Raw genomic sequence first — 25271 nt, 5'->3', positions numbered from 1 at the left:
TGGTGTCTTCCTCTTGTTCGGTCGGACGGCTCTCAATCCAGCTGCTTGATGCGGACCATATTGCCCGCGGGATCGCGGAAGGCGCAGTCCCGAACCCCGTACGGCTGGTCGGTCGGTTCTTGCACCACCTCGGCTGCGTCGCTGGCCTGCACCTTCTCGAAGACGCCGTCGAGGTCGCGGGTGGCCAGATTGATCCCGGCATAGGTGCCCTTGGCCATCATCTCGGCGATGACGCGCCGCTCGTCGTCGGTGATACCGGGATCGGCGGCCGGGGGATGCAGCACGATGGAGACATCGGGCTGGCCGACCGGCCCGACGGTGATCCAGCGCATGCCCTCGTAGCCGACGTCGTTGCGGACCTCGAAGCCGAGGGTGTCCCGGTAGAACGCCAGCGCGGCGTCCGGGTCGTCCTGGGGCAGATAGGAGGCATTGATGCTGATGTCCATGCTGATCACGGTAGTTACCGGCCGCCGGTCGAGGCTTCTCGATTCCTGATCGGTCTGGTGATCTGCTTGGCCACGCAGGCCGGGATGCCGGCCGCCTCGTTCGCGGCCTCCCGCTTGTACACGCTGGGCGGCATTCCGACCAGTTCGGTGAACCGGGTGCTGAACGTGCCCAGCGAGGAGCACCCCACCTCGAAGCAGACCTCGGTGACACTCAGATCGCCGCGCCGCAGCAGCGCCATGGCGCGTTCGATCCGCCGCGTCATCAGATACGAGTAGGGCGACTCGCCGTAGGCGGCCCGGAACTGGCGGCTGAGATGTCCCGCCGACATGTGCGCGTCCCGGGCGAGCCGTTCGACATCCAGGGGTTGGGCGTACTCCCGGTCGATCCGGTCCCGGACGCGCCGCAATACCGCGAGGTCGCGTAGCCGCTGCTGCTCGGGTCTGCTGGTCACTTCGCAGATCGTCCCATATCGCCGGATCGGCGGGGTGCGCTCGCGTGGCGCGTGTTGCGGCAGCGACGTACGTGACCACTTCGGTGCGCGATACTGGGATTGAACCAGTGACCTCTTCCGTGTCAGGGAAGCGCTCTCCCGCTGAGCTAATCGCGCGGGACCCCCACAGAGCGGATGACGGGATTCGAACCCGCGACCCTCACCTTGGCAAGGTGATGCGCTACCAGCTGCGCTACATCCGCACGTCCGGTGGCGTTTCGGCTCCGGCTCGCGAGGAAGAACCATAGCCACAACACCGTGCAGACTCCAAATCGGGCTGGTCTACGGCCCCTCGACCGGGTATTTCGTGCGTTTGTGCCCGTTTGTCCGTTGTGGCACAGTCGGTTCCCGAAGCAGGGTGGTGTGAAGGGAGGGGCGGCTCGGGGATGGCATCGGACCCGTCGCAGCCAACAGGGCAGGGATTCTTCTCGGTGACCGGCACGTCCGGTGACGTCTACTTCGTCGCGGGTGACCCGTACGGCACGGCGGGCGGGCGGTCGCGGCTGTTCCGGTGCCGCGACCGACACGGCCGCGAACGCGTCTACAAGCTCTACGGCACGGCCGTCACCGATGCGCACGCCATCGGATGGGCGGCCCGCGCAGCGCATTTCGGCCGCGAGATCGTGCTCCCGGCGGAACGGCGCGGGGGAGTGGCGGCCACCCCCGAGAGCTCGATCGGCTGGCCGCTCGACCTGGTCCGACGCGACGAGGACCTGCTGGGCGCGATCCTGCCGCTGACCCCGGGCGAATTCCTCGAACCCGACGGGTCGCCGCTGACCCTGCACCGACTGTGCCTGGCCGGACAACAGCCGCCCGACGCGTATTACCGTGTCGCCGTGGCGATTCGGATCTGCGAGATCGCCACCGCGCTCGAGGAGCGCGATCTCGTCCACGGTGCGCTGTTCCCGCGAAACCTGCTCTGGAGCCGTTTCCAGCCGCACGTCTACCTGCTCGAATGCGATGGCCTGCGGTACGGGCGGGTGGCCGCACCCGAGGGCATCCTGCTCGAGAAGTGGTGCGATCCAAGACTTCTCACCGGCGCTGTCCCCGGGCCCGACCGCTTCAGCGACCGCTTCGGCGTGGCCGCCCTGCTGTACCGCTGCCTGTTCCTCGCCACCGAGGTTCCCGCTCGGGCCCGCGGCGGCTGGCGGGGGCCGTCGCGCTTCCCGTCCGAACTCGATGCCCGCCTGCGCGTCCTGTTCGACCGCGCCTTCTCCGATCCCACCGCCACCGACGACCGCCCCCGCGCCAGCGAGTGGCTGGACGCGCTCCAGGACGCCTACCTGCTGGGCGACGGCTCGTTCTACAACCAGGCCGCGGTGGCCGTGCTCGACCGGCACACCCAGCGCTTCCGTGCGGAGGGCGCGGTGGGGCCGACCGACGCGGGATTCTCCGCAGCGGGGGACGCCGATCCAACCGCTCGTACCGGGTGCGTCGACGGGGCGGGGTCCGCCGCTCCCGGTGCGGGCGCGGCGGCTGGCCAGACGGCCGATACGACCGCCGCCGCTGCCGTCACCACGGCCGCGCGGGGGCAGACACCTGCGGGCGGAACCGCGACCACCACCCGGGTCCTGGATCCCCCGAGGACCGACGCGACGCACGATCCGGTCGATGCCGACGAGCCGCACGGTCCCTTCCCGGCGCGGTCGCCGCTCGAGCCCGCCTGGCCGGTGGATTCCCATCGACATGTGCCGACACCCGCTGTGGCCCCGATGGATACCGGCTCCCACTTCGCGGCGGTCCTGGCCGTGGTCGCACTGGCCGTCGCGGGCATCGCTCTGGTCGCCGTCACCCTGCGCGAAACGACCGCGCCCGATCTCACGTCATCGGCCACCAGTCAGCAGGCGCTGGCACCCGAGGCTCGCGCTCCGGTCAGCACGGCTCCGGCCTTCGACTGGGGCACGCTGCACTCGGCCACCACCGATACCACCCCGTTCACATCGGAAGCGCTGCTGCCGCACTCGTTCCGCGACGCCATGAACGTCGAGTACACGCTGCGCGCTGGCGGCGTCCGGGACTGCATCACCACGGAGATGTCGCAGAATGTCAAAGACATTCTGGCGCAGTACAACTGCACGCACATGGTCGCGGGCTCCTACGTCGACCACTCCAACCAGATCCTGGTCTCGGTGAACGTGCTCGCCCTGCCCACCAGCTCCGACGCCGACAGCCTCTACGAGACCATGAAGGGTCAGGTCCAGGACTGGGCGGTGTGGTGTCCGCAGCAGGGCCCCGGCGCATCGGTCTGCGACAGCTACATCGGCGCCGCCACCCGCAGTGGCTGGGGCTCCAAGAGCTACCGCTACGTCTACAAATCCACGGCCCTCTACATCAACCTGACCGAGGACACCGATATCACCGACTGGCTCGACGCCGCCGCCGAGGCCGCTGTCTCCGAGGCGGGGCCGGAGAACTACTGGCCCCGCTGACCCGAGCGCACCGAATTGGCCGACGGTCCGCCCGCCTGACAGGGTGGGGCCATGGTGAACGAGAGTCGTGGCGTGTTGGTGACGGGTGCTTCGCGGGGGATCGGCCGGGCGGTGGCGTCGGCCTTCGCCGCGCAGGGCGACCGGGTGGCGGTGCACTACTCCTCGCGTCGCGAGGACGCGGAGGTGACGGTGCGGCACCTGTCCGGGGACGGGCACACGCTGATCGGCGGTGACCTCGGCGCGGCCGACGGCGCCGAGGCGATCGTGACGGCGGCGGTCGAGGCGCTCGGCACGGTGCACGTGCTGGTCAACAATGCGGCCGTGAATATCGCCCACCCGCTGGCGGAGACGGATTACGCGGACTGGCAGCGAATCTGGCGGCAGACCGTGGACGTGAACCTGCTCGGCACCGCGAATGTGTCGTACCAGGTGGCTCGGCACATGATCGATCGCGGTATCGCCGGGACCATTGTGAACATCGGTTCCCGCGGGGCCTTCCGCGGCGAACCCGACCACCCGGCCTACGGTGCCAGCAAGGCGGCCGTGCACGCGCTCGGACAGTCGCTGGCGGTGTCACTGGCCCCGCACGGTATCCGCGTGGCCTCGGTCGCTCCGGGTTTCGTCGCCACCGAGCGCGTCGCCGACCGGGTCACCGACGCGGTACGGGCGCAGAGCCCCTTCGGACGCGTCGGCACCCCGGAGGAGATCGCCTCCGCTGTCCGCTATCTCGCCTCGCCGGATGCCGCGTGGACCTCCGGCGCGGTACTGGACGTCAACGGAGCGTCCTACCTGCGCTGAGTCAGCGCTTGTCCCGCAGTCCCAGGTCATGCGCCTTCGCCCGCACCGCCCCGAGGACGAGATGCCCGCTCTCGGTGAGCAGTTCCTGCACCTCGGCGGCGGTCCGACTGGCGGCGTCGGCCCCGACCCTGGACAGCCGCCGACCGCTGCGCCGCCCCACCCGGGACAGCTCCCGCGCCAACTCCCCGAACCCGCTCATCGAATCCGCACCTCCATTATCGAGCTGGTGAACGAGTGTTCCCTCACGGCTGACGGCCGCATGATCGAACAACCTCCACCAGTAGAAACATTCGCCATGTCAACGCAGGTTGAGAGTACGTCTGTTCACTGCCCGGTGCCAACCAGGCGATGAGTGGCGGGGCAGCCGGAGTCGCGTGGGCAGCCGGAGCGGCGGCCGGTCATTCGTGCGACGGGTCCGCCGGAATCAGTTCGCGGCCTCGCGGTGTCGTATCAGCGGCACTCCCGACAGGCCCTGTGCGCACAGTTTCGCCGTCAGGTCGATCGCGTGGGTCTTGGGAATCGGCCGGTCGGTGTCGAGCCACTGCCGCGCGGTGAACCGGCAGATTCCCACCAGGCCGGCCGCCAACACGCGGACCCGAGCCACATCCGCCCCGAGGTCGCGGGTCAACAGCCCCGCGACCGCCATGACGCAGTTGTCGATGGCGTGGTCGACGCGCACGCGCACCTCCGGCTCGCTCGGCACCTCGGTTTCGAACACCATGCGGAACCCGTCGGGATCGCTGTCGATGAAATCGAAGTAGACCGCGACCGCGGACCGGGTGCGGGTCCGATTGTCGCCGGGAGCGGTCAGCGCGGAGCGAATGTCGTCGACCAACCGGTCCAGTCGCGACTGGATCACCGCGAGGTACAGCTCGATCTTGCTCGGAAAGTGTTTGTACACGGTGGGTTTGCTTATCCCCGCGCCGTCGGCGATTTCGTCCATCTGGGCCGCGTGGTACCCGCGACGGCCGAAGATCCCGGACGCCGCCGTGAGCACCCGCAGGCGCTGCGCCGCCCGCTCCGCCCGCTGATCCGCACCGAGGCGCGGACGGTCCTGCACGTGCGGCGGCCCAGCGCACTCCCTGCTCACCGACTGTGTCATCTCACCTCCGCAAACGCGCCGACCTCGCCTATCGGCATCTGTGAGAGCCTGGCGGCATTGTTGGCGACATGTCAACAAGATGTGAGCAATCTGTCGCAGCGTGCTAGACATGCACCTGGGACGCCGAACGGAAAGCAGGTGGCAGCCGATGCCGAAGATCGTCGTGTTCGGGGCGACCGGGTACACCGGACGCCTGACCGCCGAAGCCCTTATCGCACAGGGTGATTCACCGGTGCTGGCCGGACGTGACGCTGCCGCGCTGGCGACGCTCGCCGCCGAACTCGGCGGCGCCGCGACCGCCGTCGCCGATGTCGCCGACCCCGCCTCGGTGACCGCCCTGCTCGAGCGTGGCGACGTGCTCGTGACGACGGTCGGGCCCTTCCTGCGCTACGGCGGTCCGGCCCTGGCCGCCGCGCTGGCCGGCGGAGCCCACTACCTCGACTCCACCGGCGAGGGCCCGTTCGTCCGCACCGTGTTCGACCACGACGAGCAGGCCCGCGCCGCCGGGGTGGCGCTGCTGACCGCGCTCGGATTCGATTACGTCCCAGGCAATCTGGCCGCCGGGCTGGCGCTGCGCGAGGCGCCCTCGGCGGTCCGCGTCGACGTCGGCTATTTCATGGACGGCCCCGCCACCAGTGGTGGCACTCGCGCCTCGGTGGCCGGGATGCTCTTCGAGCGCGGCTTCGCCCTGCGTGACGGCAAGGTCGTCACCGAACCCGCCGCCGCGCACCTGCGCGACTTCGACGTCGCCGGAAAACCCCGCACCGCCGTCTCCATTCCCGGCTCCGAGCACTTCGCCCTGCCGCGCACCCACCCGAACCTGCGCTCGATCGACGTGTTCCTCGGTCTGCCGTCGGTCGCCGCCCACGGTATGCGGCTCGGTTCGAGACTCGCCGCCACCGCGGCGCAACTCCCGCCGCTGAAACACGGACTCGAAGCCGCACTGGCGCGAATCGTCAAGGGCTCCACCGGCGGCCCCGACGCCCGCACCCGCGCCCGCACCCGCGGCTGGGCCGTCGCCGAAGCCTACGACGCCTCCGACCACCTCCTGGCCTCGGTCACCCTCACCGGCGGCGACCCCTACGACTTCACCGCCCACCTGCTGGCCTGGGCCGCACACACGGCCCTGAACGACGGCCTGCTCACCACCGGTGCGCTGGGCCCGGTCGCGGCATTCGGCCTGGACGCCCTGCACGCCGCCGTCGACGAAGCCGGTTGGACCCGTATGGGCTGAAGGGTGCACGACAGCAGAAAGGCCCGGTGAAAACCGGGCCTGATCTGGTACTTCTTGGTGCGCGATACTGGGATTGAACCAGTGACCTCTTCCGTGTCAGGGAAGCGCTCTCCCGCTGAGCTAATCGCGCGAGTCTTGTCTCTTCATAGAAGAAGAGGCGGCGACGGGAATCGAACCCGTGTGCACGGCTTTGCAGGCCGTTGCCTCACCACTCGGCCACACCGCCAAGCAGGCCGTGTTGGCCTCTCGAGCGGATGACGGGATTCGAACCCGCGACCCTCACCTTGGCAAGGTGATGCGCTACCAGCTGCGCTACATCCGCATGTCACCTCGGGCGCCTCTCGGCTGTCCCGCTGACGAGAGAGAACATTAGCCGACAATCGGCGTCGGCAACAAATCGCCTGGTAGGAGGGGGTGAAACCGAACTACACGGGTGTAGTTCACGCACCCGCAAACGTGTCGCCACACGGAGCTCGCCCACCCGGTGTCCAGCGGTCACCGAACCATGCGAGGCTCCCCCCATCGCACCGTCGGCCGCCTCACCGGCGACACCCCCGGGCGAGTCCCCTGCCGCCCCGGTCGAACCCACCTTTTGTGCCCATATGCACGCGATTTGGTGTGACGCCGGGGGAGCGTGTTAATGTTCTGTCTCGTTCGGAGCGGCACGAAAGAGCCGAGACGAACAGCCGCTCCGGCGGCGAGCTACGGTTCTATAGCTCAGTGGGAGAGCACTCGCCTCACACGCGAGGGGTCGCTGGTTCGAACCCAGCTAGAACCACTCAGAAAGAAGCCGCAGGTCTACCACCTGCGGCTTCTTTGCTGTGAACCGTCCCGGGTTTGAGCCGTTTCCATGCTGGCGGTTGAGCGGTGCTCCCGTCAGGAGTGGAAGACCTGGGTGACGTATTTGAACGTGGCGGACTGGCCCGCATTCTTTTCGCCCGCTGGGATCGTGCCCGGGCCGGTGGCGATGCCGACGCCGGTCAGGGCGAATCCGAAATCGAGCAGCGTTCGCTTGTGGTCGGGGCTGTTCCACCAGGAATCGAACGCGGCCTGCGGGCCCGGTGGGGTGGCGTTGCCGAACCACCATGCCACGTAGACGTTTTCGCTGCCCGGTGAACCCATCGCGTTCTGGATGCGCTGCGACGGTGTGCTGCCGTCGGAACCGATGTGGCCGCGGTAGCCGTTCAACCGCTGCTCCCAGAGGCCGGGATGATCGGCGAGGTCCTGACTGTGTCGCTGGGCGACGGTGGTCAGCCGGTTGTCGAGGATCAAGCGTGGGGCACGGCAGCCGTTCTGCGCGGAATTGTGCCGGGCACGAGCGAAATTGACGATGTCGACGACCTGTTCCGTCTCCGGTGAACCGTGGGTGGTGAAGCCGTTCGCCACGCGGAAGGTGGCGTCGCGGCGGCCCAGGTCGTCGCTGATCGGCTCCAGATGGAGGCTGAAGCAGCGGTGTCTGATGTAGTGCTCGCGCAGATTCGAGTTGTAGGCCGAGAACGACGACGCCCCGGTATCGGCCAGCCCGGGGCGCATTCGGAACGTCGCATCCTGGCGCATCAGGGTGTCGTTGCTCAGCTCGTCGAGCTGCAGGCGGAAGTTCCGATGGCGCAGATAGCGATTCGGATAGTTCTTCGATCGGAAGGAAACCCACGACGAATCCGCCAGCCCGGCCACCATGTCGAAGGTCGCGTCGGCGCGATCGAGATCCGTCGACACCCGTGTCAGTTCGCCCTGGAAGAAGGCATGACGGATGTACATGTCGGGAATGTTGTAGGACTGCAGTGCACGGTTCGCGACCGGTTGTGCCCAACCGGTGCCCTCGGCCAGACGACTGCCGACGGTGAGTCCGGTGAGCGCCGCCGCGCCCCCGAGTAGGAAGGATCTGCGAGATGCCATGGCGTTCGGTTTCCTGCCTGGAATTGCGATACGCAGTTGACATCGCACCAGGTGAGCCGCCTGTTAACCATCCGATGCGGGCCGGGCGCCGCTCCGGGAACGATGACCGAGAGGAACGTATCGCGCGCCGCGATCTTGACCGCTTTGATTCACGCTCAGGCGGTCTGAAGTTGTGAACTAGTCGAAAAGGGTTGAGAGCCAACATGATAGGTACCCACCCGCGCCGAAAGTCGCGCAAGCAGCCGCAGGTCGTTGACCTGCGGCTGCTTGTTTTCTCCAGCGGCGATACGAAGCCGGTGTCCTCGAGCCGGACCGCACCCGCGTGGCGGAAGCGGGTCGTCGAGATCGGTTGAGCTACTTGGCGTAATCGCTCGCGCCCCACCAGTCGACGAGGATCACCTCCTCGTCGCCGACCACCCAGGCGTCGTGTCCGGAGGGCAGTGCGGTGACCTGTCCGGGCCCGGCGTCGAATTCGGTGCCGTCGGCCATCTGAATGTGGATCGTGCCCGCCACGTGGTATTGGAAGTGCGGGGCCAGGCACCAGTCCGTGCCCGCGACGGGCTTGACGTGCTCGGACCACCGCCAGCCGGGTCGCAGGACGAGCCTGCCGATCTCCCGCCCGCCGACCTTCAGGATCTCGGCCCGGCCGTATTCGAAGGCGCGCACCTCGTCGGGTGCGGCGAAATCACGATGTTCGGTGTTCATCGCGCTCACTGATCCCATGCTTGGACGCCGGTCTCCCGGATGATGCGGCCGTCGGCGAGATCCAGGGTGGCCGCGCACAGCACCCGGGTGCCGTCCGGGTACCGGCAGGACTCGAAGAAGTTCACCGTCACCCCGTCGGTGACGGCGTGCTGGATCTCATGTGTCATCTCCCGCCCGCACACATCGTCCAGATAGGCCCCGATCTGGTCGCGGCCGCGCAGGACGAGCGGGTGGCTCGGCGGGTTGTTCTGGTCGATGAGCCGGATCTCCGCGTCCTCGGCGTAGAGCGCGCGCAATCCCGCCGCATCGCGCTCCTCGGTGCTGCGGCGGAATTCGTCGAGATCGAATCCCCGGGCGGCTTCGGTGCTGCTCATGATGCCTCTCTTCTTGGTGTTTTCGCTGGCGGAGGAAGTGTGCGCGGCTTCCGTCAAATGCCCGTCAACCCCGATCCGGCAGCACGTCGGGGGTTGCCAGCACGGTGCCGGGGGCAGAGACTGAAGTCTCGCGGAGAGGGTGCGCGATGCTGCGGATACAGGTTCTCGGCCCACTGCGGGTCGAACTCGACGGAAGATCGGTGGAACTGCCGGATCGGCGGCAACGCGTGTGTGCCCTGCTGGCCTGGCTCGCCGTTCACCCCGGCCCGCATCACCGTTCGCGCCTGGCGGGCGAGTTCTGGCCGGAGGTCCCGGAAGCCAATGCGCGAGCCAGCCTCCGCAGCGCGGTGTGGGCGTTGCGAGCCGCGCTGGGCCCGGCGGGCGTTTGCCTCGAAGCGGACCGCGATACCGTGCGCCTCGGCGGCGACCCATGGGTTGACCTCGCGGAGTTCGATCGTTTGGCCACCTCCGGCGATTGCGTCGCGGCTGTGGACCTGTGCCGTGGCGAACTGCTGGCCGGGTGGCACGAGGACTGGGTTCTCGAGCTACGCACCGAGCACGCTCGTCGGCTGGCCGCGGCGCTGGGCGACTTGGCCGCTCGCGCCGAGGCCGGTATCAGGACCGGGCCTGTGACCGGGGCCAGGGATGAATCCGGGACCGAGACAGAGCCCGGGGCCGAGGGAAATGTGCGAGCCGCCATCGGCTGGGCCCGTCGGCGCGTCGACCTCGACCCGGCGAACGAATGCGCCGGACGGGAGCTGATCCGGCTGCTCTGCCTCGCCGGGGACGAGCAGGGTGCGATAGCGGCCTACGCACGTCTGCGACGGGCATTGAGCACGGAACTGGACTTGCGCCCCTCCGCCGAGACGACAGCCCTCATCCACCGGCTCCGCCCACACGAACCGGTGCTCGCCCCGTGGACCCCGCCTGTGCAGCCCCGTCCGGAGTTCATCGGCCGCGCTCGTGAACTGGAGCAACTGCGAAAGTGCCTGGCACGCACCGACACCGGCCTCGGCCTGGTCGCCACCATCACGGGCGAGGGCGGCATAGGCAAGACAGCGCTGACCGAGGAGATACTGGACGCCGCAGCACATCACGGCGCCCGGACCGCGGGCGGTGCGGCCGGCGGCCCCGGCGGAATGCCCTTCGAGGTGTGGTCGGCACTGTTGACCGACCTGCTCGCCGCTACCGACCCGCTACCCCCGGAAGCGCCCTGGGTCGCCGATCTCGCCCGCTTGGTCCCCGCCGTAGCGCCCCGAGCCCCCGCCGTCGGACCGGAGCACGATCGCATCCGCCTGTTCGAAGCGGTGATCGCCCTGCTGGGCACCCTGTGCGCGCGCCACCCGCTGGCGCTCGCCCTGGAGGACCTGCACCTCGCCGACCCCTCCAGCCTGGACCTCCTGGGCTACGTGACCCGTCGAATCACTCGCCTGCCAATCCTTTTCGTCCTCACCCGCCGCCGTCTCCCACCGAGCCCGCGCGCCGAGGCAGTACTGGGCGCACTCCGCGCCAAGGGCGCCCTGGCGGCCGAAATAGAGCTGAAACCAATGGATTCCGCTGAGATCCGCGCCCTCGCACAGCTCACCGCGGCCCAGACCGCGACCGGGATGCCCGCTGCCCACGCTCGGGTCGAACCGATCACCGCGACGGGCCCCGCCGAGACGACGGCCTACCGGACTGCCACCGAGCCGTCCACGGTAGTCGCTGTGGCTGAGCTGTCCTCCGCACCTGATCCGGCTGAGCGGGGTGGCACGCTGAGCCCGGCGCAGCTGGCGGGTGTCGTCGCGGTGGCGGGTGGCAGCCCGCTGCTCGCGGTGGCTGCCGCGCGGCAGTTCGCCCTCGGCAACGAAGGTTTCGCCACGGATCTGCGTGCTGCGACTCGGGCGGAGTTGGCGCGATTGAGCGGGTCCGCTCGGCTGTTCGTGGAGCTGGTGGCGGTGGCCGGGCACGATGTGGGTCGCGCGGAGATCGTGCGCCTGCCCGCGCTGGGCGATGCGGATCGCGCGGCCACCGAGGCCCTGGGGTCGGGGCTGTTACGAATTCGGGAGGGAGCCATCGGGTTTCGGCATGAGCGGCTGCGAGTGGCGGTGTACGAGGATATCGCCGAACCGCTACGGGCCCGGATGCACGAGGATCTGGCCGCTGTGTTGCGGGCGCGGGGCGTGCCGGGCACACGGCGGGCCGCCGAGATCGCGGGACATCTGCGCAGGGCCGGTCGCGATGATCTGGCGGTCGGCCACCTTGTTCACGCGGCCGCCGAAGCCCGTGCGATGGCGGCGCTCGCCGAGGCTGCCGGCTTCCTTCGTGAGGCACTCGAGGTGGAGCCGGACAACCCTGACGCGTTGCTCGAATTGGGTGAGGTGGAGGCGTGGCGCGGGCGATTGGATGCCTCCGATGCCGCGTTCGACCGGGCGCAGCGGCTGCTCTCGCCGCAGGACACCGGCGCGCTGGTCGCCGCCTGGCTACGGCGCGGAATGTGGTTGCGCGGCGGTATCTGTCATCCGCGCGAGTCGCGGCGTTCCTACCGCGCGGCACTGGATCTGCTCGAACGCGAAACGGATTCGGATCCCACCATCCGGGCCGCGGTGCTGGCGGGACTGGCGTGGGCCGAATCGGTGGCGGGTGACCCGGGTGCGGTCGCCGAACTGCTCAGTGCGGTGGGCGAACTCATGGACGGCAGAGCTATCGGTGACCTGCTCTCCCATGACGTGGAGATCGCACGCGCGCACGCCCTGCTGCGTGCCGGTCGGTTCACCGAGAGTTTCGGCCCGCTGCTCGACGCGGCGGCAGCGGCGGACCGGGCGGGGCGACCCGATCTGGCGTACAGCTGCCTGATCAATGCGGCGGGTGCGGCGGCGTGCGCCGGAAAGTTCGAGCGGGCGCTGGATTTCGCCGATCGGTGCCTGTCGCTGGTGGTGCCGAACGATCTGCTGCGACTGGTCGTCTATACCCAGTCCGGTCGTTGCGCGCTGCTGCTGCGGCTCGACCGGGTGCCCGAAGCCCGTGCGGCGCTGGACGGCGCGGCGGCGGCAGCGGAACGGCTCGGTAGCGCGGATCTGGCGGGACTCGTGCGGCACGATCGAGGTCTGCTGGCTCGGGCGTGCGGGGATCCGGACGAGGCCATCGCCCAGTTCCGGCGGGCGCTGAATTCCGACGCGCCGATCAGCCGAGCGCTGACCAGACTGCACTGCGCCGAAATGCTGACCCGCACGGGAGATCTCACGGCGGCGGAGGAAGAGCTCCGCGAGGTCGCCCTGGAACCCGTGACGGCGGGCGACTTTCCCGACATCCTGGTGGCGCGGATGCAGCGCATCCAGGGCCTGATCGCCCTCGCCCGCGATGATCGGGGGCTGGCCGTGATGCGCCTGCGGCAGGCGGAGCGTGCCTGGCGGCGGCGCGTGGACGCGGGAAGCCTTACCGGGGAACGCTATTCGGCGGCCATCGTCGATCTGGGCCGTCCACCGCTGGCCGCCTTCGTGGAGCCCGAACGTGAACTCGCTCTCGTGCTCGCGGATCTGTCATCCTTCGACGCCGCCGGGAGCGACCATGCCGAGCTTCGATGACCACGCGCACAGCGCCGCCGCTCCTGAGGATGTCTGGCAGCTGCTCTACGACCCCGGCCGGTTCCCCGAATGGTGGGCGGGCATCGGATCCGTCGATCCCGCACCGGATGCCCAGCCGGACCGATACACCATGTACCCCGACGGCTATCCCGACTTCCCGATGCCCCAGACGCTGCGCACCGACCGGCACGACCGCCGCGTGATCATATCCTGTTTGATCTCAGACCTGCGCTTCGACTGGCGTCTGGTGCCCGCACCTTCCGGCACCGACATACACGTCCACGTCGAGCTGCCGGACGCCGAGGCCGCCCGGCTGGAGACCCAGCGAAGGATCGTCCGGGATTCGGTGTCCGCCCTGGCCGCGCTCGCGGCAGGCGGACACCACTCCGCAGGGTCTGCCTCGCCGCGCGCCTAGCATGGCGTTCGGGTACGGCCCACACCGTCGTTCGCCCAGTTCAGTCGGTGGCGCGGTACAGATCGTGTTCGTAGGCGAAGGCGGCGGCCGCGGTCCGGGAGGTCACGTCGATCTTGGTGAAGATGTTGGAAAGGTGCCGTGCCACGGTCTTCTCGCTGAGGACCAGGGTGGCCGCGATCTCCGGATTGGTGTGTCCGGCGGCCACCAGCCGCAGCACTTCCAGCTCGCGCGCGGTCAGTCCGCAGGGGTTGGTCGGGCGCAGGAATTCGTCGGCCGCCTGTTCCGCCGGGGCGGCGCCGAGTTCGGTGAAGACGCGGCGGGCGGCGGTCAGCTCGGAGCGGGCGGATTCCTCGTCGCCGAGTGCGCGCAGCGCGCGGCCGATCGCCACTCGACACCGCGCTGTCTCGTAGGGCGCTCCCAGCTCGGACCAGATCCGCGCCGCGTGGCGCAGTTCGGTGATGGCGGCGGGGTAGTCGTCGCGTACCGTCGCGATACAACCTCGGGCGTGACCGGCCATCGCCCGCAGCGCGGCACAGCCGAAGCTCGCGCCGATCCGGGTCAACTCGACGCCGAGTTCGGCGGCCTCCTCGGATTCGCCGACGGCGAGCAGGATTTCGATCGCGGCGGGCAGCAACCGGGACCGATGCACCGGATTGTCCGCTTCGGCGAGCAGGCGGCGTGCGGCACCGAGGGCGGCCGCTTGTCGGCCGCGGGCCAGCCAGAGCAGCGCCAGTCCGGGCTGTGGCTCGTGACCGAAGGCCAGCGCGTCATGGTAGGCGTGGTCGGCCTCGTCGTACGCGCCCCGAATGCGCAGCACATCCGCTCGTTCGGCCATGGCCAAACCCGCGGCGGCAGGAGCCTCGGTGTCGGTGTAGCGGCGTATCGCGAGCTCGAACTCCTCGAGCGCCGCGTCGTAGGCGCCGTGCATGCGCATCAGCTGGCCACGGTGCACGGCGCACTGGCCGGTGAACATCACCAGGCCGGGTTGATCGGCACACCAGGTGGTCAATGCGATCGTCCACGTCTCGGCCCGGCTGAAGTCCGAGATCTCTTGGCAGGCCTCGATCATGGCGCAATAGATGTGGCCGACGAACATCGTCGACACGCTGCCGGTCGTAATGCAGGTCATCGCCTCGTCCAGCAGCGCCAGCCCCTCCCGAACGTGACCGGAGTACAGCGCCAATCTGCCCTGGGCGCACAGTCCCATCGCGGTCAGATCCGGTTCGGCGAAGCGGTGTCCGTAGTCGGTGACCTCGTCGGCGCATCGGGCGGCGGCGGGGAACTCGCCCGCGAAGATATGGCGGAACATCACCGCGACCAGGACGTAACCGCCCTCCACCACATCGTCCGGCACCTCCTCCAGCAGCCGCCGCGCTCTGGTCACCCAACCGCCCCCGATTACGGACTCCCCGGTGAACAGCAGGGTTTGTGCCAGCCAGAATGCGGAGCGGACCGCCGCCAGCCGATCGCCCGAATCCAGATTCAGCTGGTAGGCGCGCTGCAACGCGTGGACGCAGTCATTGGTGCGTCCCGTCAGGTAGGCCGCTGTCGCCAGGCGTGCGAAATCGTCGCCATCGAGGGTGTCCGCATCCAGGTCGGACAGGGCGCCGAAGGCGGCCAGCCACTCCCGCCGCTCGTATGCCTCCCGAGCCCGCAGCAGGTTGTCGACCACGCCCATCGCGCATCACTCCTGGTAGGAAGGATACGCGCCGGGCGTGACGACGGTCGGCTCATGCCGCCTCTCGGTGGGCCGTCCGGTCCTTCGCCCGGGCGGCGATCCGGCGCGCGACGTACTCCGCGTCTCGCCCCACTCCGGGGAACACCATGGAGGAGAACGCGTACTGGAAGCTGAGGCCGCAGAAGAACAATCCGGGCGCCTCGTCAACCACGCCCCGGTACTCCCGCGGCCAGCCGTCGTCACCGATGACGGGCACCTCGATCCAGTCGAACACCTGTCGAAAACCGGTCGCCCAGATGATGTTTCGCACATCGAGCACGGTGCCGTCGTCCAGTTCCGGCATGCCGTCGCGCACCCCGGCCACCCGGGCGGTCGACCGTCGTACGCCGCGCGCGGCCAGATCGGCGCGTTTGACCCGCAGCATCGGTCCGCCGTGGAACCGCACCTCTCGCATCTCCTTGCGGCCCATGGGTGTGCGGCGGGTGAGGATGTGGCGCCACAGGAACACCAGTACCGGTAGTGCGACCTTGATTCGGCGCGAGTCCCAGCGCAAGGGAATCTGCCCGCAATCGCGCCCACACAGGATCGTCGGGCGCGTGGCGGCCAGCTCATACGCGATATCGGTTCCCGAATGCGAGGCGCCGACAACCAGAGCCGGACCTTCCTGGAGCTGGTCCGGGCGCCGGTATTCGCTGGAATGCAGTTGGGTGATGCCAGGATCCAGTTCCGCCGCGAACTCCGGCCGATACGGGGTGCGACCGAAGGTGCCCGTCGCGACGACCACGTTGTCGCAGGTGATCGTGTCCGAGCCGATCCGGGCGCGGTAGCCGCCTCCCGGGCGGGCCGTCAGCTGGTCCACACCGGTGCTCATGCGCACGGGAAGCTCCTGGTGCAGCGCATACCGCTCCAGGAAGTCGGCCACCTCGTCCTTGCTCGGATAGCTCCACCGGTCGGCCGCCGGGAACGCCATGCCGGGCAGGGTCGTGTACTTGGCCGGGGTGTAGAGCTGCAACGAGTCGTAGTGCCTGCGCCAGTTGTCGCCGATCCGCTTGTCGCGGTCGACGATCAGAAACGGTCGCCCGAGCTGCCGCAGGTGGTATCCGGTCGACAGTCCGGCCTGCCCGGCCCCGATGATGAGCGTCTCGATATGTTGCGTGGCCATGGCGTCCTCCCTGACGTGCTGGTGAGGACTCCGACGCTATGGGTGCACCGTCCCGTCGCACATCGGCCGATCCACCCATTCCCGTCCAACTCGGCATGGGTGGATTTGCGCAGGTGACGTGCTCAGTGGGCCGCGCTACCGGTCCAACCAGGCGGTCAGGTCCGGTAGGTCGGTGGCGGCGACCCCGGTGAATCGGGGTGGGCGCTTCTCCAGGAAGGAGGAGATGCCTTCGGCCAGATCGGGACTGGTGGAGGCGTGCGGGATCGTCTTCTTGTCGAGGGCGAAGGCCGCTTCGGGGCTGCCGTGGGCGGCCATGGCCACCAGGGCTCGGCGGATGACGGCGGCGGAGTGCGGAGCGATGGCGTCGGCCATATCGAGTTCTCCCGCCGTAGTTGAGTAGATGAAGCTCAAAGATTCTCAATCCGTCACGGCGGGGTCAATACGTGGTCTTGGGCTCCGCTGGACCCGTGTATCGGATGCCCTGATGAGTCGTTCGCGCCTGTCCACGGTGCACGGCATTGGATATCGTGTTGCGGACTGGTTAGCCGTTGGGTTGCTGACCCGGTGCTGCAGTGGGATCTTCACGGCGGCGTGGTGAGGATTCGCGAGACGTACTCGAGATGAGGGATTGTGCGTTACGGGGGACGAGTGGTGGCGGCCGTTATCGGTGCGCTGGGCGGTGCCTGGACGGGGTACGGCGTGCAGCGCACGGTGGGTGCCGACTGGAGATCGATTGCGGGCGGTCAGGGGAGTGCCGCGATGACCGTGGCGGTGGTCTGCGCCCTGACCGCGTTGGGTGCCGTGTGGTTGTTCGAGTGGGGGCGGGTCCGGTACGCGGTGGTGTTCGGGACCGGGCTGGGCGGGGTCGCCGTGCTGTGCGCCGTGGCGGCGTTGCCGGCTCCGGACGAGTGGGACGAGTTTCCGATCGCGTTCGGGGTGGGACTCGGGGCGCTGATCGTGCCGGCGGTAGTGCTCGGGTCGGCGCGGATCTGGTTCTTCGGTGCCCTGATCGCGGCCGTGGTGCTGGGATACCAGGTGGACAATCTCCTCGATTCCGAACGCTATCGGTACCGCGATTTTCCGTCGGCGGTGGGCGCGAACGGACAGTCGTGGCAGTTGCTGGTGGCGCTCGTGCTGGTCGGTGCGTTGCTGGCGGCGATGTGGTGGTGGCGTGGTGAACGCGTCGAACCACAGGTTTCGGGTCCGTCGGTGGCGGTAGGCGTCGGACTGGCGGTCGCGACGTCATTGGTCGTGCGGTGGTGGGCTGGAACGGGATGGCTGCCATGGGCGGCGGCCGCGCTGGCGGTGGCGGTGTGCGTGGCGGGTACCCGATGGCTGCCGGAGCGGTCGGCCGCGGCGCTGGCGGCCATGACGGCCGCGGCGGCATTGGTGGTCGTCGATCCCGGATGGGATCGGGAGCCGTCGGCCGCCGGGTTCGCCGTGGGCTGCGCCGCAGTGGTCGTCGGCCTCACCGCAGGCTGGCGAGTGGGGCGACCGGCGCTCGCGGTCGGGGTGTGTGCCGTAGCGGCCGTGGGGGCCGCACTGTCCCAGCTCTCCGACCTCGGCTGGGTGCGGCTCGGCGCTGGTGCGTTGGTGCTGTTCGCCATCGCGATGGCTGGTGCGTCCGTCCTCCCTGTGGAACCCGCACTGCTCGCGGGCTGGACCGTGCTGCCGATGCTGGCAGCGCTGACGGCGCGTGAACTGTCGTCGCGAGCAGACGCTGATTCGATTCCCACGGTGACCGACTGGGCGTACCGGCCGGATGTCTACCCGCCGTCGGGGACCGTGGCGGACTCGTCGCATACCCTCATCGCTTGGGCGGTTATGCCACCCCCGCCGTTCGTCCCGCGTCCGGGCCTGGTCGTCCCCGGCCTGATCGTCGCGGCCGCATGTGCGGCGTGTGCGGTCTGGCTGGCGCGTCGCGCCAGCACGTCATGAGGCAGTGACCGGTCCCGCCCTACGGTGCGCCGTCTCCGCTCCTGTTCGCCTCGAAATGCTCGACCAGTAGCCGAGTCACGGCCTCGGGTGCCTCGTCGGGGATCCAATGGGAGACCCCGGGCAGCACCTCGAGGCGGAAGGGGCCATCCACGTAGCGGCTGGACAGTTTCGGGCCGGTGGCGAGGACGGCGGTGTCGCCGTCGCTCCAGATCTGGAGGGTGGGGATGGTGACGCGGGCGCGGAGGCGTCCGGGGGCGGAGAAGGGCATGCCGCGGTACCAGTGCAGGCCGCCGCGGGCGATTGTCCTGTCGCGCAGGCGGTTTCCGTCGCGCCGGGCGACATCGGCCGGTTGGCCGGTGCGTTCCAGCATACGGCGGAACAGCGGGGTGCGGACCATCAGTTCCGGGAGCAGGGGGAGTTGGAAGACGTACATGTACCAGGAGGCCAGGGCTTGGCGGCTGGTGAGCATAGCGCGCAGGAACGCGGTCGGGTGCGGGACGGAAAGGGCGGTGAGAGAACGCATTCGGTGCTGCCCGTCGGTGGCTGCGGCCCAGGCGGCGGCCGCGCCCCAGTCGTGGCCGACCACGTGCACCGGCCGTCCGATCGCGTCGGCCATGGCCAGCACGTCCCGGGCCAGTTCGTCGAGTCGATAGGACCAGCGCCAGCGGGGTGCTGCGGTGGGGCTGGCGCCGCGCATGTTCGGCGAGAAGGTGCGGTAGCCATGCTGATTCAGGGCGGCGGCCACCGCGTCCCAGCTGCGGGAGTCCTGCGGCCAGCCGTGCAGCAGCAGGACCGGCTCGCCGTCGAGCGGACCGGAATCGGTGACGGGAAAGGTCAGGCCGTCGCGGTGGAAGGCGGTGATGCGGCGCGGGCTGTCGTCCTGGTCGCGTGCGGATGGGTCGGCGGCGGTCGACACGTGCACCTCCTTGTGCTCACGGTATTGACGTAACAGCGTGTCACATCAATCGAGATCGCACTACCCGTACCCCGATTGCGCGCCGGATCGTCGCTGCCTAATCTCGAATCAGACGATGTTGAAGCCGCTCTTGTTCGATCAACGATGATCTCCAGAGAGGTGTGGGACATGTCGACTCTTCGAGGTTCGCTCATCGCCGCGGTGGCGGCGGGTTTCTCGGTCGCCGGGGTGTGCGCCGGCGGCATCGCATCGGCCCAACCGGAACTCGACAGCGGCGGCTGCACGGCGGGCTCGATCGCCTGGCAGGCGAATGGACCGGGGATCACGGGCAGCTCCCAGGCGCCGGTGGCCAGCAATATCGGCGGCCACCTGGTGGGCTGCTACGGAGCTCCCGACGATATCGGGGTCGGAACCATCATCGGCACCACCTTCGAACCGGCCGCGACCTGTTACGGCAGTCGCGGTGGACGTGCCGATCTGCTCGTCATCTGGGACAACGGCGTGAACAGCCATGTGATCGGCTCCTGGGAGTGGACGCTTGGCCAGCAGGCGACCAATCATCTGAAAATCGTCGGCGGCCTGGGGTCGGGCAAGATGCTGCAGGTCGTGACCGCGCCTCCGGAGGTGAGTCCGGCGGCCGTCACCGGCTGCATCATGGGCGGCTATCGCGGCGGCAGCTACCAGGTGCTCAGCGTGAAGGTGCTCTGAACCGACGCGCCGCCGAGCCCGTCCCACGGTGGACGGGCGAAGGATGTCCGTGCCCGGTGCGAGACTCTGACCATGCGATGGGCGGTGGCGGAGTCCGGTGACGGCGGGGCGCGTCTGTGTCCGCTGGGTCCGGACGGCCGACCCGCGGGTCCGGTGGTGCACGAGCCCGCACTGGCCGATGCGGTGCGCTCGCGCCCGGAGGTGCAGCGCTGGGTCTGGCGATCCACCGGCGAGATCTATCGGCGTCTGCTCGCGGCGGGCGTGCGTGTCGAACGCTGCTACGACGTGGAAGCCGCCGAAGCGCTGCTGATCGGGCACGAGGAGGGGCAGTCGGGGCAGGCGCGCTCGCTGGCGGCCGCCTGGGCGCGGTTGCACGGGCTGCCGGTGCCGCCGGACGCGCCCGCCCGCGCCGCCGACACCGAGCCGACCCTGTTCGACTCGGGTCCGGTGCCGCTCCCGCCCGGCACCGACGAGTTGACGGCGTTGCTGGAGGTCTACGCGGGGCAGGTGGCCCGGGTGGCGCGGACCGAACACCCGGAACGGATGTGGCTGCTGCTCGCCGCCGAATCGGCGGGCATGCTGGTGGCCGCGGAGATGTCCCGCGCGGGCATACCGTGGCGGGCCGATATCCACCGTGAACTACTCGATTCGATGCTGGGCGAACGTATCTCGGGTGGGACGGAACCGCGGCGCATGGCCGAGCTGGCCGACGCCGTGTCGCGGGCCTTCGGCGCGCGGGTCCGGCCGGACCTGCCCCAGGACATCATCCGCGCCTTCGGCCGTGCCGGAATCTCACTGTCGTCCACCAGGAAATGGGAGCTCCAGGAGATCGACCATCCGGCGGTCGCGCCGCTGCTGGCCTACAAATCGCTGTATCGCCTGCACACCGCGCACGGCTGGTCCTGGATCGACCAGTGGGTGCGCGACGGCCGCTTCCGGCCCGAATATCTGCCGGGCGGCACGGTGACCGGTCGCTGGACCACCAATGGTGGTGGCGCGCTGCAGATTCCGAAGGTGATCCGGCCCGCCATCCGCGCCGATCCGGGCTGGCGACTGGTGGTCGCCGACGTGGATCAGATGGAACCGCGGGTGCTCGCCGCGATCTCGCGCGATCCGGGACTGATGGAGGTGGCCGGTCGCGACGAGGACATGTACGCGGATCTGGCGGCCCGCGCCTTCGGCGGCGACCGCGCCCAGGCGAAACTCGCCATGCTGGGCGCGCTCTACGGCCAGACCTCCGGCGACGCCCTCACCCATATCGCCGAACTCCGCCGCCGCTATCCGGCCGCCATGGCGTACGTCGACAATGCGGCCCATGCCGGTGTGGAGGGTCGCCTGGTGCGCACCTGGCTCGGCCGCACCTGTCCGCCCGCCGCCGCCATCGACCACGAGACCGACGCCGAGCGGGACCGGTCCGGCGGATACGGCGGTAGCGCCGCCCGCGCCCGCGGCCGCTTCACTCGCAATTTCGTCGTCCAGGGCAGTGCCGCCGACTGGACGCTGCTCGTACTCGCGGGCCTGCGGCACACCCTGCACCGCGCGGGGCTGCGCGCGGAACTGGTCTTCTTCCAGCACGACGAGGTGATCGTGCACTGTCCGGAGGAGGAGGCGGCGACGGTCGCCACGGCGATCACCGAGGCGGCGGACACCGCGGGCCGGATCGCGTTCGGCCGCACCCCGGTGCGCTTTCCGTTCACCACGGCGGTGGTGGAGTGCTACGGCGACGCCAAATGAGGGGGAGGGACCTCGGGTGCGCGGATGCCCCACCGAGAGCGGGTGCGTCATCGGTCCGTGACAGACCGCGGCGACATCGCGGGTCGGCCGAGGCCCAGCACGGTCGGGGGAGTCCGTCGACAGGGGCGGTGTCGTGTCGGCAGCACTCCATGGTGCCGGGGCGATGAGCGCGTCGCGTCGGTGGAACTCCATGGTGTCGTCGGCGATGGGCGGTGTCGCGTCGGTGGAACTCCGTGGTGCCGGGGGCGATGAGCGCGTCGCGTCGGCGGCACTCCGTGGTGCCGTGGGCGATGGCCGACGTCGCCGCGTCAGTGGTACTCCACGGGGTCGGGGGCGATGAGCGGCCGGATCGTATATGTTGACTGCCGTGGGGATGATGAAGGGGGCCAATGTGGCGGTCCCGGCGAACGCGGTGCGGGTCGAACTGGGATGGCAAGCGGGCCAGGGTGTTCCGGATGCCGACGCGTCGGCGCTGCTGCTGGTGGGCGGAAAGGTCCGTTCCGATGCCGATTTCGTGTTCTACAACCAGCCCGCGCATCCGTCCGGCGCGGTCAGTCACGAGGGCAAGCAGCACGGGCCGACGGTGCTGGATGTGCTGTCGGTGCGGCTGGCGCAAGTCGAGCCGCAGATCGAGACCATCGTGCTCGCGGCCTCCACGACCGGCGGGACCTTCCGGCAGTTCCGGGGCCTGTACGTGCGGGTGCTCGATGCCGCGAACGGCGCGGAACTGGCGCGTTTCGACAGCGCGGACGCCACCACCGAGACCGCCTTCGTACTCGGTGAGCTGTACCGGCGGCAGGGTGCCTGGAAATTCCGGGCGGTCGGCCAGGGGTACGACTCCGGATTGGCGGGACTGGCAACGGATTTCGGCATCTCCGTCGACGACGAACCCGCCCCCGCACAGCCGCATACGCCGCAGTGGCACACGCCGCCGCAGCCTCAGCAGCAGTACGCGCCACCGCCGCCCCAGCAGCACACGTCGCCGCCCACGCTGCCGCCCCAGCAGCAGCCCGCACCGCCGCCTCAGCAGCAGCCCGCACCGCCCCCACGGCAACACACCCCGCCACCGGCTCCGGTCAACCTCACCAAAATCTCCCTGACCAAGGAAGCCCCCACCGTCTCGCTCACCAAATCGGGCGTCACCGGCGGCACCATGCGGGTCAACCTGAACTGGACCACCGCCCGGGGCGCGGGTCTGTTCGGCCGCAAACGCAACAGCCTGGACCTGGATCTGTGCTGCTTCTACGAATTGATCAACGGCGCGATCGGTTCCGTGCGCGCCCTGGACCGACGCTTCGGCGACCTGCACAACCCGCCGTTCATCCGATTGGACCAGGACGACCGCACCGGCTCCAGCGCCACCGGTGAAAACCTCGACATCAACCTGGATTTCACCAAATTCTTCCGCCGCATCCTGGTGTTCACCTCGATCTACGAGGGCGCCAGGGACTTTCGGGGCGTGCAGGCGACCGCGACCCTGTACCCGGTCAACAGCGCCCCGATCGAGATGACCTTGGACGGCTGCGTCGACGATTCCCGCGACGCGGTCCTCGCGGTCATCGAGAACATCAACGGTGAACTGGTGGTCCGTCGCGAGTGCACCTTCATCCGGCCGCCGGCCGGGCAGCCGGGGGCGGGTGTCGCCGAGATCGCCCGACTCTACAACTGGGGCTTCGACATTCGGGCCGGTCGCGGCAAGGACTGAACGACCGTCACGGGGTGTCGAGCACGCTGGCGGGCACCCCGTAGGGCAGGAAGCGCACCCGGCGGCGAGCGTCGGTGTTGTCGCGGTGTGCGCGCAGGGCCTCGAGTTCATTGGGGAACACCTGGTCCACCCGCGCCCCGCCGTCCTCCTCGATGGTGTAGATGGCCCACACTCCGCTGCCGGTCTCGCCGGTGGTCTCGCCCTCCGGCTTCGGCGGCCGGGGCCGCTGTGGCGCGACGAACTGGCCGAGCAGGGATGTCAGCGGATTCGCGCTGGTGCGGTCGAGGTATTCCGACGCCTTGTCGAGCAGGTCACGGATTTCGATGCCCGCCTCCCGCAGGGCGCGTTCGAAGTCTTCCGGATCGACCCCGAAGGGCCCGTTGTTCGCCATCGCATCTACTCCTGGGGGACGAATTCGGCGCTACGCCCTCAGTGTCCTCGCGCGGCGCGGTCCGCGCCAGGGAGCCCGGCCCGGAAAATGTCCGGCAAGTCCGGACCCGGATGGGGCCGTCGGCCCGCGACATCGCGTAATGGCATCGGAGCGCACGGCCTGTGTAACCGTTGTGCCAGGAATCAAGAACACCAGCAATTTCCGGGTACCCGGGGCTGAAGCCGGGCCGGACCCGGAGACCTGACAATTTCAGAAAGTTACGACCATGCGTAGAGCAACGGCGCTCTTCGCCGCATTACTGCTGGCATTTTTCCTTTCCATCGCACACCCGATGAGCCCGACCGCGCACGCCGATCCCTGCGGCGGCGACTGGGCCATCGGAATCGGCGGCCTCGGGGACAACACATCGTCGGTGTTCGTCCCGTTCGTGAATCAGCCCGTCGGTTACAACTCGCTCGACCCGATGTCGGGGTTGAACGAACTCGACCGGCTGTTCTGGTCGCATCGCAATCAGTGCCCGGGTGACCACATCCGGCTCATCGGACACAGTGAGGGCGCGGGCATCCTGCATGCCTGGGTCACCGCGCATCAGGATGTCGGCAATGCCAACGCCATTCTGTTGTCCGATCCGAAACGGGCTCCCGGCCCCGGGTGGGGCGGATTGTCGTCGACTCCCGGCAGTGGCATCGTCGGATATCCGCTGGCCGGTGTCGACGATTGGTTCGGCGGCTTTCCGGTGCTGACGGTGTGCAACCGTGACGATCAGATCTGCGATACCTCCGCGGGCTGGTGGGGCTACCTCTTCGGTGGTGCGCACAGTCGTTACGATTTCAACGTGTGGAATTACGGCCCTTGGGATTCCGGCGTCTGGTACCGGTAACCGGTAGCGGTCATGGGGATCAGTAGCCATGCGGCACCGGTCCCCATTGACTGAATCCATGCCCCATCGAGGTGCACACGGCCGCACCCGTGAAAGTGATTTGGCAGGTCGCCCCGGCATGGGTGACCGACATCCTCGGGTCGTGAAAGTTCACCGCCGCGAGTCGCGGCAGCGGCGGATTACCGCCGGGCAGGGTATGACTGCCATGGGAGTTCCATTGGGGATGCGCGGGCCACATGACGGAATCGATGACGATGGCGGGCACATGGGGCAGCGGAATCTGCATACCGGCGAAGAGCACGTTCATCGACGCGGCCGGAACCTGCAGGTCACAGCCCACGGCGCCGGTCGAGCGGATCGAACAGTTCCACCCGCCCATGGCGAAATACGCGGTGTCCCCGACCAGTATCGGGCCGGGGGCGCGCTCGGCGTGGGCCGCGCCCGCGCCGAACACGCAGACGACGAGTCCGAGAATTACTCCGCACATTCGTGCGGCGGCAACCTTCGCAGCCGTGCACACCGGCTTCTCCCTGTGATGCGCAGTGGGTATCAGGCCCGTTGGGCCATAGCCAGAAACTATCACTATACGGCGGAAAGGCGGGTTTTCCGCCTAGGGGGCTTGCACGAAAAATCCTCGCCGATTTCGGCACATTCGGGCAACCGCGTCGGTAGGGTGACCCCGGTCCGCGTCCGGGATATGCGGTGT

23 protein-coding genes and 6 tRNA genes are annotated in these 25271 nt (G+C 69.0%); 11 read left to right on the top strand and 18 right to left on the bottom strand.

Going from position 1 to position 25271, the window contains the following annotated elements; genetic code table 11:
* Positions 1-32: 32 nt before the first annotated feature.
* The 4 genes from FOH10_RS18365 to FOH10_RS18350 form a co-directional block, all read right to left on the bottom strand.
* Positions 33-446, bottom strand: coding sequence for a VOC family protein (locus FOH10_RS18365; RefSeq protein WP_039819190.1), 414 nt, complete (start codon positions 444-446; stop codon positions 33-35).
* A gap of 14 nt (positions 447-460) precedes the next feature.
* Entirely contained in the window at positions 461-898 is a 438-nt protein-coding gene (locus FOH10_RS18360) for a helix-turn-helix transcriptional regulator (RefSeq protein ID WP_186000524.1), read from the bottom strand.
* 84 nt (positions 899-982) lie between these two features.
* Positions 983-1054: transfer RNA gene (locus tag FOH10_RS18355), tRNA-Val, on the bottom strand.
* A gap of 13 nt (positions 1055-1067) precedes the next feature.
* Positions 1068-1140 (bottom strand) — tRNA-Gly (locus FOH10_RS18350).
* A gap of 228 nt (positions 1141-1368) precedes the next feature.
* Between FOH10_RS18350 and FOH10_RS18345 the strand changes: the two genes are divergently transcribed.
* Together FOH10_RS18345 and FOH10_RS18340 are read left to right on the top strand one after the other, a co-directional pair.
* Positions 1369-3366 (top strand): hypothetical protein, encoded by a 1998-nt coding sequence (locus FOH10_RS18345; protein WP_143981660.1) that lies wholly within the window; start codon positions 1369-1371, stop codon positions 3364-3366.
* Between the two features lie 51 nt (positions 3367-3417).
* A complete protein-coding gene (locus tag FOH10_RS18340) occupies positions 3418-4164 on the top strand; it encodes an SDR family NAD(P)-dependent oxidoreductase (protein WP_143981659.1) in 747 nt (248 codons plus the stop codon).
* Between the two features lies 1 nt (position 4165).
* Here the strand turns inward: FOH10_RS18340 and FOH10_RS18335 are convergent, their stop codons facing one another.
* Together FOH10_RS18335 and FOH10_RS18330 are read right to left on the bottom strand one after the other, a co-directional pair.
* Positions 4166-4363 (bottom strand): hypothetical protein, encoded by a 198-nt coding sequence (locus tag FOH10_RS18335; protein ID WP_029924169.1) that lies wholly within the window; start codon positions 4361-4363, stop codon positions 4166-4168.
* Between the two features lie 225 nt (positions 4364-4588).
* Positions 4589-5266, bottom strand: coding sequence for a TetR/AcrR family transcriptional regulator (locus FOH10_RS18330; RefSeq protein ID WP_143981658.1), 678 nt, complete (start codon positions 5264-5266; stop codon positions 4589-4591).
* Positions 5267-5414: 148 nt separating this feature from the next.
* Here FOH10_RS18330 and FOH10_RS18325 point away from each other — a divergent pair, with 148 nt between their 5' ends.
* Positions 5415-6500: a saccharopine dehydrogenase family protein gene (locus FOH10_RS18325; protein ID WP_143981657.1), complete on the top strand. Its 1086-nt coding sequence runs from the start codon at positions 5415-5417 to the stop codon at positions 6498-6500.
* Between the two features lie 55 nt (positions 6501-6555).
* Here the strand turns inward: FOH10_RS18325 and FOH10_RS18320 are convergent.
* From FOH10_RS18320 to FOH10_RS18310, 3 genes are all read right to left on the bottom strand, one after another.
* Positions 6556-6630 (bottom strand) — tRNA-Val (locus tag FOH10_RS18320).
* Between the two features lie 25 nt (positions 6631-6655).
* Positions 6656-6726: transfer RNA gene (locus FOH10_RS18315), tRNA-Cys, on the bottom strand.
* Positions 6727-6749: 23 nt separating this feature from the next.
* A tRNA-Gly gene (locus tag FOH10_RS18310) sits at positions 6750-6822 on the bottom strand.
* Between the two features lie 384 nt (positions 6823-7206).
* Between FOH10_RS18310 and FOH10_RS18305 the strand changes: the two genes are divergently transcribed.
* Positions 7207-7278 (top strand) — tRNA-Val (locus FOH10_RS18305).
* 98 nt (positions 7279-7376) lie between these two features.
* On the opposite strand, the gene FOH10_RS18300 is transcribed toward FOH10_RS18305, so the two are convergent.
* From FOH10_RS18300 to FOH10_RS18290, 3 genes are all read right to left on the bottom strand, one after another.
* Entirely contained in the window at positions 7377-8396 is a 1020-nt protein-coding gene (locus FOH10_RS18300) for an AbfB domain-containing protein (protein ID WP_143981656.1), read from the bottom strand.
* 354 nt (positions 8397-8750) lie between these two features.
* Positions 8751-9101 (bottom strand): cupin domain-containing protein, encoded by a 351-nt coding sequence (locus FOH10_RS18295; protein WP_039819129.1) that lies wholly within the window; start codon positions 9099-9101, stop codon positions 8751-8753.
* Between the two features lie 5 nt (positions 9102-9106).
* Positions 9107-9475 carry a nuclear transport factor 2 family protein gene (locus tag FOH10_RS18290; protein WP_039819185.1) on the bottom strand — a complete coding sequence of 123 codons (369 nt, stop codon included), beginning with the start codon at positions 9473-9475 and terminating at the stop codon, positions 9107-9109.
* A gap of 146 nt (positions 9476-9621) precedes the next feature.
* Between FOH10_RS18290 and FOH10_RS18285 the strand changes: the two genes are divergently transcribed.
* Both FOH10_RS18285 and FOH10_RS18280 read left to right on the top strand, forming a co-directional pair.
* On the top strand, positions 9622-13038 hold the full coding sequence (locus tag FOH10_RS18285; protein ID WP_143981655.1) for an ATP-binding protein: 3417 nt from the start codon (positions 9622-9624) through the stop codon (positions 13036-13038).
* Entirely contained in the window at positions 13022-13453 is a 432-nt protein-coding gene (locus tag FOH10_RS18280; RefSeq protein WP_143981654.1) for an SRPBCC family protein, read from the top strand. The genes FOH10_RS18285 and FOH10_RS18280 overlap by 17 nt, the downstream gene beginning before the upstream one ends.
* Before the next feature lie 40 nt (positions 13454-13493).
* On the opposite strand, the gene FOH10_RS18275 is transcribed toward FOH10_RS18280, so the two are convergent.
* From FOH10_RS18275 to FOH10_RS18265, 3 genes are all read right to left on the bottom strand, one after another.
* Positions 13494-15131: a LuxR family transcriptional regulator gene (locus FOH10_RS18275; RefSeq protein ID WP_143981653.1), complete on the bottom strand. Its 1638-nt coding sequence runs from the start codon at positions 15129-15131 to the stop codon at positions 13494-13496.
* A gap of 52 nt (positions 15132-15183) precedes the next feature.
* Complete coding sequence (locus FOH10_RS18270) at positions 15184-16293, bottom strand: flavin-containing monooxygenase (RefSeq protein WP_143981652.1); 1110 nt, start codon at positions 16291-16293, stop codon at positions 15184-15186.
* Positions 16294-16428: 135 nt separating this feature from the next.
* Positions 16429-16704 (bottom strand): Clp protease/crotonase-like domain-containing protein, encoded by a 276-nt coding sequence (locus FOH10_RS18265; RefSeq protein ID WP_143981651.1) that lies wholly within the window; start codon positions 16702-16704, stop codon positions 16429-16431.
* Positions 16705-17052: 348 nt separating this feature from the next.
* On the opposite strand from FOH10_RS18265, the gene FOH10_RS18260 reads away from it, so the two are divergent.
* The gene (locus FOH10_RS18260; protein WP_143981650.1) at positions 17053-18231 is read left to right on the top strand and encodes a hypothetical protein; all 1179 of its coding nucleotides are present in this window, start codon (positions 17053-17055) and stop codon (positions 18229-18231) included.
* A gap of 19 nt (positions 18232-18250) precedes the next feature.
* Here the strand turns inward: FOH10_RS18260 and FOH10_RS18255 are convergent, their stop codons facing one another.
* Positions 18251-19147: an alpha/beta fold hydrolase gene (locus FOH10_RS18255; RefSeq protein WP_143981649.1), complete on the bottom strand. Its 897-nt coding sequence runs from the start codon at positions 19145-19147 to the stop codon at positions 18251-18253.
* 168 nt (positions 19148-19315) lie between these two features.
* On the opposite strand from FOH10_RS18255, the gene FOH10_RS18250 reads away from it, so the two are divergent.
* From FOH10_RS18250 to FOH10_RS18240, 3 genes are all read left to right on the top strand, one after another.
* Positions 19316-19855 carry a hypothetical protein gene (locus FOH10_RS18250; RefSeq protein ID WP_029924176.1) on the top strand — a complete coding sequence of 180 codons (540 nt, stop codon included), beginning with the start codon at positions 19316-19318 and terminating at the stop codon, positions 19853-19855.
* Between the two features lie 72 nt (positions 19856-19927).
* A complete protein-coding gene (locus FOH10_RS18245; protein WP_143981648.1) occupies positions 19928-21589 on the top strand; it encodes a bifunctional 3'-5' exonuclease/DNA polymerase in 1662 nt (553 codons plus the stop codon).
* Positions 21590-21962: 373 nt separating this feature from the next.
* A complete protein-coding gene (locus tag FOH10_RS18240) occupies positions 21963-23294 on the top strand; it encodes a TerD family protein (RefSeq protein ID WP_143984177.1) in 1332 nt (443 codons plus the stop codon).
* A gap of 7 nt (positions 23295-23301) precedes the next feature.
* Here FOH10_RS18240 and FOH10_RS18235 read toward each other — a convergent pair whose 3' ends face one another.
* The gene (locus FOH10_RS18235; protein WP_143981647.1) at positions 23302-23685 is read right to left on the bottom strand and encodes a hypothetical protein; all 384 of its coding nucleotides are present in this window, start codon (positions 23683-23685) and stop codon (positions 23302-23304) included.
* Positions 23686-23950: 265 nt separating this feature from the next.
* Between FOH10_RS18235 and FOH10_RS18230 the strand changes: the two genes are divergently transcribed.
* On the top strand, positions 23951-24565 hold the full coding sequence (locus tag FOH10_RS18230; RefSeq protein WP_143981646.1) for an alpha/beta hydrolase family protein: 615 nt from the start codon (positions 23951-23953) through the stop codon (positions 24563-24565).
* A 19-nt stretch (positions 24566-24584) separates the two neighbouring features.
* Here FOH10_RS18230 and FOH10_RS18225 read toward each other — a convergent pair whose 3' ends face one another.
* Positions 24585-25019: a hypothetical protein gene (locus FOH10_RS18225; protein WP_143981645.1), complete on the bottom strand. Its 435-nt coding sequence runs from the start codon at positions 25017-25019 to the stop codon at positions 24585-24587.
* Between the last annotated feature and the right edge of the window lie 252 nt (positions 25020-25271).

The organism is Nocardia otitidiscaviarum (assembly GCF_007362295.1).
In the GTDB taxonomy this organism is placed as follows: Bacteria; Actinomycetota; Actinomycetes; order Mycobacteriales; family Mycobacteriaceae; genus Nocardia; species Nocardia otitidiscaviarum.
This window is presented reverse-complemented; position numbering and strand designations above follow the sequence as displayed.